11 protein-coding genes are annotated in these 15,815 nt (G+C 66.3%); all 11 read right to left on the bottom strand.

The genetic code is table 11. The features are described from left to right. Positions 1-60: 60 nt before the first annotated feature. Positions 61-6,459 (bottom strand): LPD3 domain-containing protein, encoded by a 6,399-nt coding sequence (locus A9K58_RS00475; RefSeq protein ID WP_065197459.1) that lies wholly within the window; start codon positions 6,457-6,459, stop codon positions 61-63. After that, on the bottom strand, positions 6,456-8,696 hold the full coding sequence (locus tag A9K58_RS00470) for a hypothetical protein (RefSeq protein ID WP_065197458.1): 2,241 nt from the start codon (positions 8,694-8,696) through the stop codon (positions 6,456-6,458). Before A9K58_RS00470 ends, A9K58_RS00475 begins: the two co-directional genes overlap by 4 nt. Continuing rightward, entirely contained in the window at positions 8,696-9,247 is a 552-nt protein-coding gene (locus A9K58_RS00465) for a virion core protein, T7 gp14 family (protein WP_065197457.1), read from the bottom strand. The genes A9K58_RS00470 and A9K58_RS00465 overlap by 1 nt, the downstream gene beginning before the upstream one ends. Position 9,248: 1 nt before the next feature. After that, on the bottom strand, positions 9,249-9,701 hold the full coding sequence (locus tag A9K58_RS00460; protein ID WP_196769137.1) for a hypothetical protein: 453 nt from the start codon (positions 9,699-9,701) through the stop codon (positions 9,249-9,251). 17 nt (positions 9,702-9,718) lie between these two features. After that, the gene (locus A9K58_RS00455; protein ID WP_065197455.1) at positions 9,719-11,362 is read right to left on the bottom strand and encodes a phage tail protein; all 1,644 of its coding nucleotides are present in this window, start codon (positions 11,360-11,362) and stop codon (positions 9,719-9,721) included. Between the two features lie 9 nt (positions 11,363-11,371). Next, positions 11,372-12,910, bottom strand: coding sequence for a phage tail protein (locus A9K58_RS00450; RefSeq protein WP_065197454.1), 1,539 nt, complete (start codon positions 12,908-12,910; stop codon positions 11,372-11,374). A 1-nt stretch (position 12,911) separates the two neighbouring features. After that, entirely contained in the window at positions 12,912-13,553 is a 642-nt protein-coding gene (locus A9K58_RS00445; protein ID WP_065197453.1) for a phage connector family protein, read from the bottom strand. A gap of 3 nt (positions 13,554-13,556) precedes the next feature. Beyond that, positions 13,557-13,880: a capsid staple protein gene (gene gp10 / locus A9K58_RS00440; protein ID WP_065197452.1), complete on the bottom strand. Its 324-nt coding sequence runs from the start codon at positions 13,878-13,880 to the stop codon at positions 13,557-13,559. 24 nt (positions 13,881-13,904) lie between these two features. Next, entirely contained in the window at positions 13,905-14,180 is a 276-nt protein-coding gene (locus A9K58_RS00435) for a hypothetical protein (RefSeq protein ID WP_065197451.1), read from the bottom strand. 80 nt (positions 14,181-14,260) lie between these two features. Continuing rightward, positions 14,261-14,701, bottom strand: coding sequence for a Bbp16 family capsid cement protein (locus A9K58_RS00430; protein WP_065197450.1), 441 nt, complete (start codon positions 14,699-14,701; stop codon positions 14,261-14,263). A 42-nt stretch (positions 14,702-14,743) separates the two neighbouring features. Beyond that, positions 14,744-15,748 carry a major capsid protein gene (locus tag A9K58_RS00425; protein WP_065197449.1) on the bottom strand — a complete coding sequence of 335 codons (1,005 nt, stop codon included), beginning with the start codon at positions 15,746-15,748 and terminating at the stop codon, positions 14,744-14,746. Between the last annotated feature and the right edge of the window lie 67 nt (positions 15,749-15,815).

The following is a 15,815-nucleotide window of genomic DNA, read 5'->3' as shown; positions in this document are numbered from 1 at the left end:
CAGGCAAAAAGAAAGCCCGCTGATGCGGGCTGGTGGTTGAACGGAGGTGAGTGGTTACTGCTACTGCTCGTCCTTCGGACGGCGGTACATCAGGTAGGCGGCGGCCTCGGCCGGGTTGTCCGGTGTGTATTGCCCAGTGCCCACGTCGTAGAGGTACTCACCGGTGGTGAGCATCTGGTTGCTGGGAATGCCGGTCAGTGGGCCGGCGGCGCGGACGCCGGTCTTGATCAGCTTCTCCGCGTCGGGCTCATCATCGTCTTCGATCCAGTCCCTGCCCTCCTTCCACGCGGTGTGGCCGAACTTCGCCAGCGCCACGCCCGCGTCGACGATCGGGTTGGGACGCCCCATGCTGGGCTTGCCCTCGATCGCAGCATCGATGCCGCCGGCCACGTCACGCAGCAGGGGGATCGTCTGGAACGGGAATAGCAGCGTCTTACGAGCGAGCCAGGCGCTCCAGTCATCCCAGCCCTTCTCGTCGTCGTCTCCGCCGTCAGGGCCGCGCATCATCAGCAGCTCGAACACTGCGTTCGAAAGCACGCCGGCCGACAGCCAGGTGCCGAGCGCGCGGGCTGGGGACTGTACGCGCCCCAGGTACAGGCCACGCAGGCCAGATTCCTGCAGGCGGTTGTTCATGATGATCATCGGGCCAATGAACATGCGCACCCACTTGTAGCGGGGGTCACGCTCAGCAGCACTGAGGTCCTTCGGGGCGCCGGCCTGCTGGGTGGTTCGGATCGCCTTGTCCGCCAGTCGTACCGCCTCATCGATGCCGGCACCCTGCGCCTGGGCCTGCTGGTAACGGCCCAGCCAGATGGCGCGCTCGGCCAGCGGCACGGTCCAGCGGTGCACCTCCATTGCTATTTTCATCGCCGCCGCGCGGATGCCACGCTTACCCGAGAGCTTGCCCAGCACCACCTGATAGGACGAGTCGAGCGAGTTGGCGCGTTCCTCCATGAAGGGCGACAGAGAGTGAATCATCTCCGTCATCTTGGCCGGATTGCGGTAGTAGGCCGCGTAGCCGGTGGCCAGGTACTTCGGATCCACGCGCGCCGCTGCCTGAATCGGTGCCACCACGCTGTTGGCGAACACCAGCGGCAGCCGGAACCCCAGCGCGGCGACGGCCGTATTGGTCAGTACCGCGTCGCCGATCTTCTCGGCCATGCTGGAGCCAGGCTCAGACACCGATGCGCCGCGGACGGCGTTCTTCACACTCCCGTGCAGTGCGTGATAGGCGCCCTCGGACAGCCGCTGCTGGATGAGGGCCTTCAACTCCTGGTCTTCCAGAACACGGAGCGCCTGCTTCACGTAGCCGCGGTGCGACACGTCGGTGATCACGTCATTGAGGTGGCGCGACAGAACGCGGTGATAGTCCAGCAACATAGGCGCGGCGTAATCCGTCCGCTCCTTGGTGTGCCCTTTGCTGGTCATCGCGCGGCTGAAGGTGCCGCCCATGATCTGCTCTTCGGCCGCGCGCGCCTGCTTCACGCCTCCAGCGGATGCCCTGGGATCGTACACCGCCGGGTAATAGCCACCGCGCAGGCTGACCATAGAACCATCCGCTGCGGTGAAGATCAGCGGCATCGGCTCGACCTGCTCCGGAGCAACGCCCGAAAGGCGGCGCTGCTGCTCCACGATGTCCGGCCACAGGCTGTTCACCGCGTCCCAGACGCCCTGCACCATCTGTGCGTCGGCCGGCGTAAGGTGTCCCAGCATGTCCGCGATGTTCTGCGGCGTGAACTGGATGATCTCAGCGTTCTGGCCGATGTAGCCGCCTCGCATCAGCTTGTCGCGGTTGCCAGCGTTACCCAGGTTCAGGGCCACAGCAACGATGGTGTTTTTCGAGAGAGACCGGCCAAGGCTCGGCACATACACCAGCCGATTGAGGTCTGCGCGCTGATCCGGCGTCAGGGCATTCATGACCTGCTCGAGCATGCCGCCTACCCGGTTGCGCAGCTCGATCCGGTGCTGCTGAGCGGCCTCGGCCTGGTTCCACAGGAAATCGTGCCACGGCCCTGTCTCTCCGCCGTCCAACCACTCGACCACGGTTTCGGGCCGCAGTACCCAGTCCAGCAGGCCGGTGTACGCAGATCCCACCTTCTGCAGCGCCGTCATGTCGGAATCGGAGAACGGCAGCGGCTTGCCCTCGGCGATTGCGCCGCGGATGGCCCCGGCCAGCTCGGCCTGCGCGCTTTCCCAGTCGCGCTGATCTTTGTTGCCAAGCAGCTGGTTCTTCAACTTGGCCAGGCGCGCGATGTTGGTCACCGCGTCGTGAAGCTCGCGGAACTCGGCAATCGGCAGGTCCGCATAGTTGGTCACGCTCTCGGCCTCCACCCTGGCCAGTAGCGCATCGCTCACAGCGGTCAGGTCGTCGTCAGCCTGGCGAGCTTCTACCCACTGCCGCAGGCTCTGCCGGCGCGCCACGGCCCGGCCAGACACCTCGCGGAACTCGTAGGTATCGGCGATGCTGTCCATGGCCTCCAGGTAGTCGGCACCGGCCTTGCCCAAGCGCTCGCGGGCCTTCGGCGTCATCTGCCGCCGGATGTAACTGACCTTCGACTCGACCTCCTGCTGCACCGCGCGGGCCTCGGCGAACAGCACAGCGTTCAGCGCCTGCTGCCGCTTCGCCTGCAGCGCATCGGCAAACTTCCCCTTCGCCGCAGCCTGGGCCGCCGCACGGGCCGCCTTTCGCTCAGCGACCAGGTACTCATTGGGGCGGATCTGCCGCGCGGTCTTTCGGGATAGCACGGCCTCGGCGACGGCCTTCAACTCTCGGCGGTTCGGCCGGGGCTCCCGCGCCAAGTCCGCCAGCACTCCCAGTTCGCGCTCCAGCAGCTGGATTTTTCGGCTGCCGTGAACCGCGTCCAGTGCCCGCTGCGGCAGCGTGCCATCGGTCATGGGCTCACCGTGCCGGGCCTGCATGCGCGCGTCAGCCTCGGCACTCACGCCGGCCAGGGTCTGGCGCACCGTCCACAGGCCCTGCACCAGTTCGTCCCCAGAGCTGAAGCCCAACAGGGCGGCTGCCTCATCCGGGTGAGTACCGCCCGTGCGGGCATAGACACGCCCCATTTTGCTCAGCAGGCCATCGCCATACGTCGCGGCCAGCACTGCGCGGTCCAGCTTCAGGCCCTGCAGCTGCTCAGGCACCGGCTCGCCGCCGGCTTCCTTCCGGCCGGTCAGCACACGGTAGGCACGCACGATGGGCGTGGCCTCGATCTCCGCTTCGACCTCGCCGCGGATGGTGGCCAGCTCATCCTTCCACCAGCGCTCGCGCGCCCGCGCATCGGCTTCCTGCAGCTGCGCCATCAGGTCCGCCTCGGCCTGTTCCCTCGCCGCAGCAACCTGCGCCTGGTAGTCGGCGAACTGGCGCTCGGTCATGCCCAGCGCCTGCGCCTCTGCCAGGTCGCGCGCGATCGGCTCGAAGCCCACGCGTGCCTGCGCAGCCTCGATCTCTTCCTGGCTGGCCAGCATGCGGTCGAACACACCGCGCACCTCGTCGGTCAGCTCCACGTCCAGGTTCCGCAGGCTGCGGTAGACGCCGAGAATCCACTGCTTGAACTGGCTGAACACCGATTGCAGCTCAGGGGTCGGAGCCTTGCCCTCGCCCAGATAAGCCTCGAAGCCCCGGGCGAACTGTTCGTGCTGGTCGACGCCGATCTGGTCCACCGACTCGACACCGAACCATTTCAGCAGGGCGGCCAGATCATCACGCAGCTGGGGCGATGCGTCCTCGGCCATGGCAACGTCGCGGTACACCTCCAGGAAGAAGTGGCCCGATTCGTGCAGGAAAGTGGACAAATCCGCCCCCCTGAACAGGCTGATCTGCATCGACCGGTCAGGGCCAATCTGAATCTGCCCCCGAGGGGCCGCCTCAGAGGACTGGAAGAACGGCCTGGTGTTGAAAGCCGACAGAACCTCTGATAGCGTCAGCGCCGATGTCGGCAGACTGCGGGTACGCAACTCGGACTCGGCCGTGCCGGCCCGCTCCATGGCACCGACATCAGACCCCGATTGGCGCAGCGAATCGCTGCCGAGGCCGTCGGGGTTTCCTATTTCAAAGCCTTCGAAATCATAGGCGCGGCGCACGCCATCGTTGCCGACGCGGTACACCAGCCGCACCGGATACACCAAGCCGTCGTACTGCACAGCAGACGCCGCGTATGCGTAGGACACAGTCTTGTCGTCGGTATCCACTGACGTAGAGTGGATTGGCGCCGATTCCACCAGCGTCGGCAGCTCGCGGGCTACGGCCTGCCGCAGCGGATCCCGCCTCCCCTTGGACATCACCTTCTTGCGACCGCGCGAAGCGAATCGAACAGGCTGGCCATCCGGCGCGGTGACTTCGGTGCCGTCCTGCTGAGTCCGCATCAGCTCGTTCGACTCTGCAAACCATTCGGCCGGGTTTCCGGTAGTGGGCTCCAGCTCGATCACCGGCACGGGCGTGTTCGGGGCCAGGCCAGTCGGAACTTCATCCGTGCGGGTCGGCTGGAACAGCACATCCCCGGCGGACACATTCTGCTGCCCTTGGTCAGCGACAGGCGCCTGGGCCAAACCGAACAGCCCGCGCAGCGCATCCATGCCCCGCTGCATCAGCGTACGCGGCTGCCCCTCTCCGCCCTCGGCCGGTGCCTCAGCCGCCTCAATGCCGGCTGCATAGCGCTCGTACAGCGCTACTGGATCCTGCCCGGTGACCTCGCCCAGGCGGCCGAACATGGCGCCCCACAGCTGCGCCTGGCTCTCGGCCTGGGCGGGCGTATACCGCTCGGTCCCGACCAGCTGCGCCATGACGGCTTGCTGCACCTGCGCGCGGGCATTCGCGGCGGTAGCGTCCGGTGCCGGCGCATCCAGCGGCACGCCCAGCTCGCGAGCCATGGCGTCGATGTCGAGCGTTTCCAGTTCCGCCGGCGACAGCCCGTCTGCGGTGGTGCGCGCGTTGCGCAGGATCTCGTCGCGGTTCGGCAGGCGCGGAACTGCGGCCATCCACTCAGCCATAGGGATCACGACCTGGCCGGTGGCCAGCTGCTCGGCCAGTGCCGCCTCACCCCCGACCATTTCCTGCAGCACCTGCGGCGCGGACTGGAACAACGTCTGCGCCTGCTCCGCGTCCAGATACACCCGCGCGTCTTCGCCGGCCACCTGCGCGGTCAGCGCCTTCATGTCCTCCGGAGAGCGCTCGCCCAGCTTCAGCTCGGCAGCAAGCTCGGTGGCAGCGCGCAGCCGGTCGTTGCTCTGGCCAGACTGCATCACCTGGTCCAGCCGTTCATTGATCCAGCGCACATGCCCGGATGCGCGAGCAGCACGGTAGTTGGCATGGACCTCCACCGCACCGGTGGGGACCTCGGCCAGGCCCTCCATGATGATGTCGCCCCACTTCAGGCGCTCTTCGGTCAGCAACTGAGCGGTGGCCTCACCGGCCGCGCCGCCACCCAGCTGCACGCCGGCATCGGCACCAGTGCGGAGAATCGCCGACGACGCGCTGCGCCTGGCATTGTTGATGAAGTGGCCGGCCACACCAGCAGTCAATGCGTCGAAAATGCCGATGGCCACGCCGCGCTTGGCTGCCTTCTCGCGCGCGGCTGCCATCTTCTGCGGGTCACGCAGGAACTGGCCTACGGCATAGGCGTCAGTCGGGTCGACATTCGCGTCCTGCATGGCGTCGGCGATGCTTGCACCGAACTCGGTCAGGCCAGATCCCGTGCCCGCCGAGGCCGCAGTGACCACGCGGCTGCCGCCGCCAGTGGCTGCCGTCAGCGCCAGACCCGGGGCACCCATGCCGATCGACTGCCCCAGGGTGACTGCGATGGCGCCGAGCGTGTCCCTACCGCCGCCGGCCAGCTCGCGCACAGCTCCGCTGAAGCTGCCGGCCTTGTTCGCGCGGTCGAATGCCTGGAATCCACGGTCGGTGCTGGCACTGGTCACCTCTGCGGCCTGCGCCCGGCGCTCCTGGTCTGCGCGTAGTGCCGCCTCCTCCGCAGTGCGGTCAGTCGTCAGGCGGCCCGTGGCGGGGTCAACTACGGCTGGACCATCGGGCAACAGTGCCAGCGCATTGGCCTTGCCGCGCTGCCAGCCGCTGACGATGCCGCCGATGACCTGCTCCAGGATGTTCGGCTCTGCAGTGGCTCGGGCCTCGCCGGTCACCAGCGAGTTGGCATAGGTGGCCAGCTTCGGGGCTTCGTCACTGGCCAGCGCCATGCGCCGCGGATCGCTCAGGAAGTCGCCCACGTGCGGCGATGCGCGGCCGGCATCATCGATCTCCTGCCGGCGGGCGTCCTGCTCGTAGTCGGCCAGATTGGCCGCCACTACGCCGAACGGTTGGCCGAGCTGATCCGACAGCTGGTTTGCGCGCGCGGCTTCTTCTGGCTTCTGGCTGGTGCCGGTGTAGGCGCTGCGCAGGGTCACCTGCCGGTGGTTCTCGATCTCGTCCGACAGTTCGTCGAAGCCTTCCAGCACGTTGTCGATCACTTCTTGGCTCCTTGGCTCTTGCGGGCGAAGTACTGGGTAACCCATGCGTCCGTCGGGGGGCGGCCATACTTATCGATGTATGCGCCCCGGACCGCGTCACGATCTGCTTGGCTGATCTGCAGGTCGAACTGCGCGGCGCTGCTGTAGAGCCCGGTTTTCACCTTCGGGTTGTTCTTGAACTTGCCGCCCTCCTCCTGGATGGCGCTGAGGCGACCAGCCTGCAGGTTCTGGGCGAACTGCTTGGCCGTTGCCTGCAGTAGCACGTCCGCCTGCTCCGGCGTCGGCTTCTTGCCAGTGGACTGTACGAAGGCCGTCTGCGCGTTCTGGTAGGCGATGCGGAACTCGCCACGGAGCGCGTCGCGCGGTGCATTCTTGGCCTGCGACCCGTTCCCCGATACATCGGTGTCCTTCCCGAAGCCGAGCATCTGGAAGCCACGCTCCAGCCGCTCGTTGTCGGTCATCCAGTCGGCGCGCTTCGACGGGTCGTTTGCCTTCGTCTGGTCATCAGCCAGGGCCTTCAGCGTCTTGCCGCTGAGCCTGTCGGCGTACTGCCCCAGAGGCACCTTGGCAAACTCAGCCGGGCTCAGGGCCTGCATGCGCTGCAGGTTGTCCAGCGTGGCCGGGTCGTCCTGGATCACCCCTCCCTCGGCGATGAGCTTCCGGTAGCGATTGATGGATTCGCTCAGGCTGGAGTCTTGGCCAACCAGGGCCAGTTCGGCTGGCGCCAGTACCTGCGACAGCGGAACGCTCGCGCCGGCGGCCGTCACTTTGTCGTAGATCGACATGGCGGCCTGTTTCTTGGCCTGTTCGATGCGGTCCTGGCGTTGGGCGAAGATGTCGCGGAGATAGCCTTCGGTGGCTGCCCGCTGGTCCGGCGGCAGCGTGCGCGGGATTGCGGCGATGGCGTCAGCCAGCGTCGATGGTGCTGGTGCCCCAGCGCTTGGAGACGATGCCGCAGCACCAGGCACCTGCAGGCCCTCGGTCGCCCACCGCGCGGAGCGGCCCATCACCTGCCGCACGTACAGCGCCGTCTTCGGGTTCTGCGCTGATCGGCCACGGTTGACTACCGCATCGGCGCCATCCTCTCCAGCGAAGTGCGCGGCGATGGCGAACGCTCGGCCGCCCTTGGCCAGCCGTTCCTTGTACTCGCGAGCAGCGCGGCGGGCCGACGCCGCAGCATCCTTGCGGTCGATGCCGCCGGCGCTGGTCGCGCGGTACTGGAACAGGCCGGTGGCCTGGTCGCCGTCGTCCAGCACTTCGGGGTTGACGGCGTCGGCGCGGAATCCCGACTCCTGTTCGGCCAACGCGTACAGGTCCGCCCGGCCGGCAGCGTCCAAGCCCTCGGCTGCCACCGCATCATCGATCGCCTTGGCGATGGCCGGGGACGGCTTGCCGCGCGCGGTGGGTGCAGGCAGCGGCTCAATGGCTCCGCGGCCGTCGGCCAGCGAGTTGGCCAGCTCATACGCAGCGCGGTCCTTCACCACCGGGTACAGCGTCCGCTCCACCTGCGCACGGTCCTCGGGCGTCATCTGGTCCGCGTAGCGGTGGTAGTAGTCCTCTGCCGCGAACGGGTCGCGAGTAGCCAGGGCCGCTGCCGTCTGCTTGCGCACGGATGACACGATCCCGCGTTCGCTGGCCTTGATGGCCTCGGCGCCCATGCCCTGCGTCTGGTAGGCGGCGCTGGCAATGCCTACGGCTTCCTGCAGCCGCACATCGGCCAGGCCGAAGTCGCCGGACATGCCGGCGCTGACCGCGTCCTGCCCGATGTTGTCGATAGTGGCCTTGCGCTCGGTCGCCTCATAGGCGCTGTATTCGCGGTCGGCATAGTTGTTCAGCCGGCCCTGCACCGAATCGCGGAAGCTGAAGGCCACCTGGTCGAACTTCTGCTGCTGGTCGCCGGACAGATTGGCGCGGATGGCCGACACGCGCTGGTCAAGGTCGCCCAGTAGCGCCTCGTTGGCCTGCAAGGCGTTCTTCCCCTGGTACTTGGCAATGCCATCCGGGTTGGCAGGGTTGAACGTTTCGCCCTCCCATGCCGACAACTCACGGCGTGCCTGCATGACGGCCGTCAGGTCGGCCCGGTCCTTCTGCTGCTGGAACAGCTGGGCTGCCGCTTGCCCCACCTGCCCCGCGGCGCGAATGGCGGGCGACAGATCCACCTGCACGTTGTTCCGGACCTGCGGACCGAGCTGCGCCTGGACCTGCGGGCCGCTGGTGCGCGGGATGATGGTAGCCATCAGGCATAGCCTCCCGTCCAACCGCCGTTATTGATGGTGCCCGTCGTCCACGACCCGACCGACGACTTGCCGGCACCGCCCCCCATGCTACCCATGCCCATACTCGCGGCACTGGCCAGGGAGCCGAGAATGGTCCCCGTCGCCTGCGCGTTGCCGCTCCAGCGCGACAGCTTCGCCTGCGTGCGGAAGCCCTGAGCTTGGGCGTTGAATCCCCACGCCTGTCGTGCGGCATTCATGCGAATGGTCTGCTGGTCAATCTCACCCACCAGAGCCGTTTCGCCCAGGATGTCGGCCGGGGTTCCCAAGGTCGGGTCCACGTTATTGGCTGCGATGGCAGCGCGCTGCTGGCCCATTACCGCACGGGTGCGCCATGCCTGCTGCTCCATCTCGCGCGTGGCCATGGCGTTGCTGGCGTCGGCCTCCTGCTGGGCCAGCGTCGCGTTGTTCTCGGCGATCTGCGCGTTGACCTCACCCTGCTTTCGCTGCTGGTCCGCCTGATAGGCGCCAGTGATGAGGGTTGTCGCCAGTAGGGCGATTCCGGGATTGCACACGTTATGCGCTCCAGTAGAACGGAATGAAGGGGGCGCTGTCCGGTCCGACCGGCACCGGCGCGAGAAAATGGAAACCGAGCCAGTGCAACCAGCGCTGTGCGGCGGTGTTTCGCTGATCCACGACGTTGAACAGCATCGTGGGGAACGCCTGTTGCATGCGCGCCAAGGCCGGCCGCGACAGGCGCAGCAGGTCCTTCTGGACAGCGAAGGGGTTCAGGCCGGTAGAGCCAACCATCCACGGCGTACCGATGCCGCCGAGGATCGAATATGGCGTGGCGCCGAACATGCAGACCGGCACTCCTCTGACCACAGCAGTCCATGCTTCAGCGCTGCCCGCAAGGCCGCGCTCCATGGCGTCCGCCGGGGTCGTGCGAGCGCATGCCCACAGCTCGGCTACATCGGCCGGCCTTGCCGAGGAAGCGATCACCTCGATATGGGCAGCGTCGGCAGGCACCAGCTCCGCGACGATCCTCATGGCGACACGTCCACGTTGGGCATCAGTGCCAGGATCTCCATAGGCACCGGGTCGTCGCTGACCAGGTGGAACTTCCCGCCGTTACGGTTCCATTGGGAGCTCATTTTCACTTTCAGCACGCCGTTGTAGGCCTTGGTCGGCTCGTCGTAGTCCTCGAACTCGCGCTGGGCAATCGGGTCCAAGGTGTCAAGCGTGGTCCCCACGTACACACCCCGGGTGTTGCGCACCAACAATGCAACCTCGAACGTCAGCTTCTTCATCGGCCGCAGGGGTTCGCCGCCGCTGGAGTTGACTTCCAGCGTCTCGATGTGGGCCTGGTATGGGAGCCCGATCTGGACCACGCCACCCGGGCGCTGCAGGCGAACCTTCCCAGACACCACGGACAGATCACGCTGGACGTTCCCGTCAACCAGCGCCACCACTCCCTTCCCTTCCAGGTGTTCCATGCCGGCGATCACCAGCTTCTGGAACGTCCATGCGGTCAGCGGAACGGCGCGGAACGCATGCCCCACGTTGCCGATCGATTCGACCGAGGCCACAGTCGGCGAGATCACGTCGATGATTCGAACCCGCAGGCGCTCGCCCGCCACCTCGAACTGCAGGATGTTCCCTGCGTCGGTGCCAGGGTTGAACAGTGCGGTCGAAGCCGTGGCCGTCAACGCCGCCCCCTCGCCCCATCCCCCGGCGCTGCTGAGGGCCAGCGTGGTTGCCGTGGTGTTGCGGCCGTCGTAGGTCAGCAGACTGTCGGCATACTTCCAGTCGCTGATGTCCGCATACTCGGTCGGCGCCAGCTGCTCGATGTACTGCACAGGCTGCCCATTGATGATGCGCCGCACCAGCACGTAGACCTCGGTTTCCATCTCGCCGGGCAGGCAACACACGTCGAGGATCTCGCCGTCGGTCTGGTGCCGGTGCCAGCCAGTAACCTCCTGCTCCGGCATGTAGGTACAGCCGATGAGGACGCCATCGCTGCGAGGCATCCACAGAATCGGCCAGGGCGACGTGCTGTACTCCAGCCCGGTGAAGGAATATCCCTTGATCAGGTGATCCGCCCAGATGCTGATGTCGTTGCCGCGGAAGCCGTCCTTCTCGAACTGGTAGGCCAGGTCACGAACCCGACGCCCCTGGGCCTGCTGGAAGATCGCCGATTCGCCCAGGACGCGGGCCTGCAGGCTGCCGGTGCCGTAGTTGGACTGCGGCTTGACCCCTATGGTGCTGGGCGTCACGACATCGTCCTGGCCGCCGGTCACCTTCCACTCGCCGCCGGTGGTCAGCACCAGCATGCTGTCCAGCGGGACCAGATCCATGATCGCATTGACCTGGCGGGCATTGATGGTGAACGACACCGCATCGCTGTCGACGATGGGCGAGCTGCGCCCAAAGTTGTTGTAGTCGCCGATGTTCGACGCCCAGATGGTCTGCGGGTCACCGGCCGTGCCGGCAAACCACAGTCGGCCGCCGTAGAACTCGGCCTCGCGTGGATACCCGAAACGCGGCGACCAGGCCCCCACGGACCAGACGTTCGTGCCGCCGCGACCGTCCGCGCCATACTCCGACACAACGATTGCGGCCCCATTGGCCGGCGGCTCGTAGAAACTGATCGTGTCCGCTGCGGCGTTGACGGTCCAACCCTGTGGCATGTTCTTCTCCTACGGCTTCATCTGCTGGATGTTGTGGGTGGCGATGAACACCCCGTCCACCTCACCAGCGAAGTAGCACTGATCGCGCACGCTGATCTTGGCCACCGTGCGAGTGCCGGCTGGCTCCAGGCTGACAACCTCCTCCCAAGCCAGCACGCCTTCGCGCAGGACCAGTGCCTGCTCGCCCAGCATTTGGGGCAGACGCACGCAACGCCCATCGCGGAGCGTCATCGGCGTTGTGGTCGAGGCGACGACGGCGGCGCCACTCGCGGTTACCAGCCGGAGACACTCAGCGCTACCGGCACGGTTCGCCTGCACTGGCAGTTCGATCACCGCTGGCGCTTCAGGCCGGTCGTTGTAGCAGGCCAGCATCTGCCCGACCGCGATCTCACCAGCGCGGCGGCCATCGGTCAGGAAGGAATCTGCATCGACGCACCACTCGTCCTCCGGGCTGCCGGCGTTCGGGTTGCCCGCCACAGGGACGCCGTCGATCGTGACGGTGTAGGACGCCTGGCTGGAGGACGTTGCTCCCGCAATGGCGAAGGTGGTCGTGGTGCCGTTGCCGGTCAGGTTCCACGTCGCGCCTGGCGTTGGCGCCGTTCCGGTGATGCTGTCGGGAATCCGCTCGATTACCGTGGCATTGACCTGCTTGGCGGTAATGAACGAGTCGATCTTCAGGATGCCGAATCCGCCGTGCACGTATTCCCATTCGACCCCGACCACGTAGTCGTTGACGTTGTCGAACTTCACATCCTGCGGGCCGTCGAATGCCCGGCCGCTGTCGTGCACCGGGCGAACGCTGCCACAGACGTAGTACGGCGTCCCGCTGAGCCCTGCCAGATCAGGAACGCTGACACAGCGGTACACCTTCTGGTCGCTGCGCCGGTACGCGTTCAAGGGCACGTTCTTCTCGGCGGCCACCCACGGCTTCACCCCGCGCAGTTCCTGCTCTTCCATGTAGACCAGCGACCCAACCATTGCTTCGCTGAACACGTCGGTGTTGCAGGTCAGGACCACCTGGCCGATGACCCCCGATGCGGCCATCACGAACGAGTCGTTGGAGTTGGTGGCGCGGAACGGACCCCGCCTGAACTCGAAGCTGCGCAGTTCGAACGTGGTTGCGCTGGTACGCCGTAGCTCCCGGGGCGACACGTCCACGTGGGTGAGGTACAGCACGTCGGCAGACTGCGTGTAGCGCACGTCGTAGATCATGTCGCCGGTGTATGGGGTCGGCACCTCCACAATGCCGCCCAGGTCGTCTCGCAGCAGCGCGCCATTGACCCAGAACCGCATGTAGCCGTAACCCATCTCGATCAGGTACTTGACCCCGGTCGAATAGATGAAGGGGATCAGCCGCGTGGCGGCCACAGGGCTCTTCGTCCTGCCTCGGTACAGCAAACCGGGGCGCTTCTCCGCGCCGCCGGTGGGCTTGGTGATTACGTTTTTGCACGTGGCCAGGCTGATCGGATAGCGCAGCATGTCGACGCGGCCCTGCAGGCCGGGCGACAGCTCGCCGCCGGACATGCTCGGCTGGAGGATGCGGGTCATCTCAGCCCCTCGCCATCTGCGCGGCCGGCATGTCGTGGCCAGGCTCGTCGGATTCGTTGAAGTCGTGCGCCGCTGCCTGGCTCAGGGCCAGCTGGTACAGCTGCTTCAGCCCCGACTTGTTCGAGAAGCCATTGCCACCGATCACCGCCGGGGCTGCTTCTTCGGCCAGCTTGCAGGCCAGCGCCTCGACGAAGTGCGGCGGATACCGTTCGGTATTGCTCACCCGGCAGATGTAGACCAGCCACGCCTCCGGCAGGTCGCACATCAGGGACGTGTCCTGGTCGCCGTAGACCTGTTCGAATGCCACCCCGTGCTGCTGGCGGTAGTAAGGCTCGCACCAGAGCGACAGGCGCCGACCAGCACGCAGGCCAGCGTCATCCGTGACCGCCAGGGCGGTGATGCAGTCGTTGGGCCTGGCGTATCGGATCTCCCAGCCGGGATAGGCGGGCTCAGCAGCAACGGCAAGGCGCTGCACCTTCACCGCCCACGGCCATGGACGATCGGCCAGCACCAGATCGCGCATCGGCTCCCACAGGCGCGAGAACACCCGCGCCTCCTTCGACCTGTCGGACATCGCCGCGATGGTGATGTCCTGCGCCAGCTTGCCCAGGGCGAGGTTGCAGATTTCGACTTGCGAGGGCATGGCTCAGTCCTTGTCCGGGTACATGCGCTGCGCGATGGGCCGGCCAAGCCCCTCAACACCCAACTCGGTGATCTGGATGTCGAGAGTCCGCTTGGTCTTGCCGTCGACCTGTTCCTCACGGAAACCGATCACCTCGCCCACGCCGCCGATCTGCAGACGTGCACCTGCTGCCGGCATCGATTCCAGGCCCAGCTTCTGCAACTGCTCGTCTTCCAGGCAAAGGCGAGTGCCCCATGGATAGTCAGGGATGTGGGCGCTCTCGCAGCATGACTTGCTGTCGTCCTTGTCGTCCTTGTCCGAATCCCGCTTCATCGATACCAGCTTCATCGTGCTGTCCTCTGTGATCGGGGTTTAGCGCGCTTTTTTCGCTTCAGCGGCGGCCTTTTCCTTGGCGCGTGCCGCATCCGCTTCCTTCACGGCTGCTTTCGCCTCCTCGTTCAGCGGCTTCAGCAGTACGCCCGGGGTGCCGGACCAGTACACCTTCTCGCCAGGTTCATAGCTGCGTCCGTTGATGAAGTGACTGCGTTTGGTCACCTCGTACAGGGCACCGCTGGTGCCTTCGGCGGGCAGGCTGCCGCGCACGGCCTTGTTGGAGCGCTGGGCGCTCTTGCTGGTTGCTTCGGACATCGTCGACTCCTGTTCGGTTGTAGAAGAGCCGGCGACTACTGCCGCCGGCTCAGTGGGGGCACCGCTGGTGCCTTCGGGCGTCAGTGGCCGACGGCTGCCGCGTAGGCGCGGTACAGCTGAGGATCGCGCGTCAGGAACGCCGACACGGCACCTGCGGTCATCGGGCCAGTGCCGACCGTGTAACGCACGCCCAGGTAGCGCAGATAGTCACCACTGGGGAGCGCCACCACCGCCAACGTGGTGCCAGCGGTGAGGGCCGCGAGTGCCAGCGCGCCGGTGTTGAAGTGGACGTTGGCCGAGGTCAGGCCAGCGGCGGCGGACGATTCCAGCGAGACCGCGAGCGTTGCGGCGCCGGCGGCGGCGAAGGTGGTATCCACCTGGACCACCAGGAAGATCGGCTCCAGCGCGCCCAGATCCTTCACAGGATTCTGGTCGGTGCCGGTGTCGATGACGTTGGTGGAAATTGCCGTGGCGGTGACCGCCTGGCTGTTGGAGAACTCGTTCTGTGCGTCGAGGATCATTGCGTTGCTCCGGGTTGGATGGGTTGCGGCACACCTCCCCGATTACGGGAAGGTGATCGCCGATTCGTTGACCGACAGGGCGTCGACCCGGCGCACCGGGATGCCGTCGAACTGGACCGCCTTGCGGCCGGCCACTTCGCCCATCGACAGCCAGACGTTGTCCTTGTTGGTGATCTGGCGGCGCAGGAAGCTGCGGACGGTGCGCGGCACGTAGAACGCCAGCTTCACGGCCTCCGGTGCGTTGATCTGCTCGACGGCCTGGACCATCAGGTCGATCAGGTCGGCGCCCGCAGATGCGTCCTTGGTCAGGGCGCTCATGTCCACGTTTGCGACGCGGACGATGTTGCGCCAGTCCTTCACGGCGATGCCGTGGTGCCATTCGAACCAGTCGCGGTAGGCCGGGAACTCGTTGCCGTCGGCGTCCTTGACCAGCTCGACACCGTAGTCCTGGTGGACCAGACCGGCCTTCGAACCCTTCGGGTAGATGCCGTAGGCGCCTTCCTTGCCCCAGCCGATCAGCCAGATCGAGGCATTGTCGGTGCCGGTGCCGCCGCCGTTGATCAGCTGCACAGCATTCTCGGCATCGTCCGGATCAGCGGTGCTGAAGCGCGGCGCGAAGCCCAGGAACTGCTCCGGGTTGATGTCCGTATCACCGTAGAACAGACGGTCGGCGAACGTCTGGTTCATCGCGGTGAAGTGGCCCATGTTCTCGCGCACCCGGAAGTCGGCCGGATTCGGAGACAGGTCGGCCAGGGCCTTGTCGATCTTGCCCAGCGAGGTGAGCATGCCGGTCGACTCCGTCACGTCGGCGTAGCGGCTCTTGCTGGCCGGGATACCGGCGTTGAGCTTGCGATAGACGGCCGACGGCAGGCCGGTACGCACCGCCAGGCGTTCGCCAGTGGTCTGGTTGGCCTCGAACCACGGGATGTCGTCCAGGATGGGGTTCTGCTCGGTGAGCAGCTCGGCCACCGGCAGCGGGGTGCCATCGCCGGTGTACAGCTTCGACGCCTCCAGCAGGGTCGGCATGGTGTTTCCGATAACAGCCATGGGGCTTACTCCTTGAAATGAAAAAACCGCCTTGCGGCGGCTGAGGGTTGGTTGGTTGTGGCGGTGG

The sequence above is a fragment of the Stenotrophomonas maltophilia genome, from assembly GCF_001676385.1.
GTDB lineage: Bacteria > Pseudomonadota > Gammaproteobacteria > Xanthomonadales > Xanthomonadaceae > Stenotrophomonas > Stenotrophomonas maltophilia_J.
This window is presented reverse-complemented; position numbering and strand designations above follow the sequence as displayed.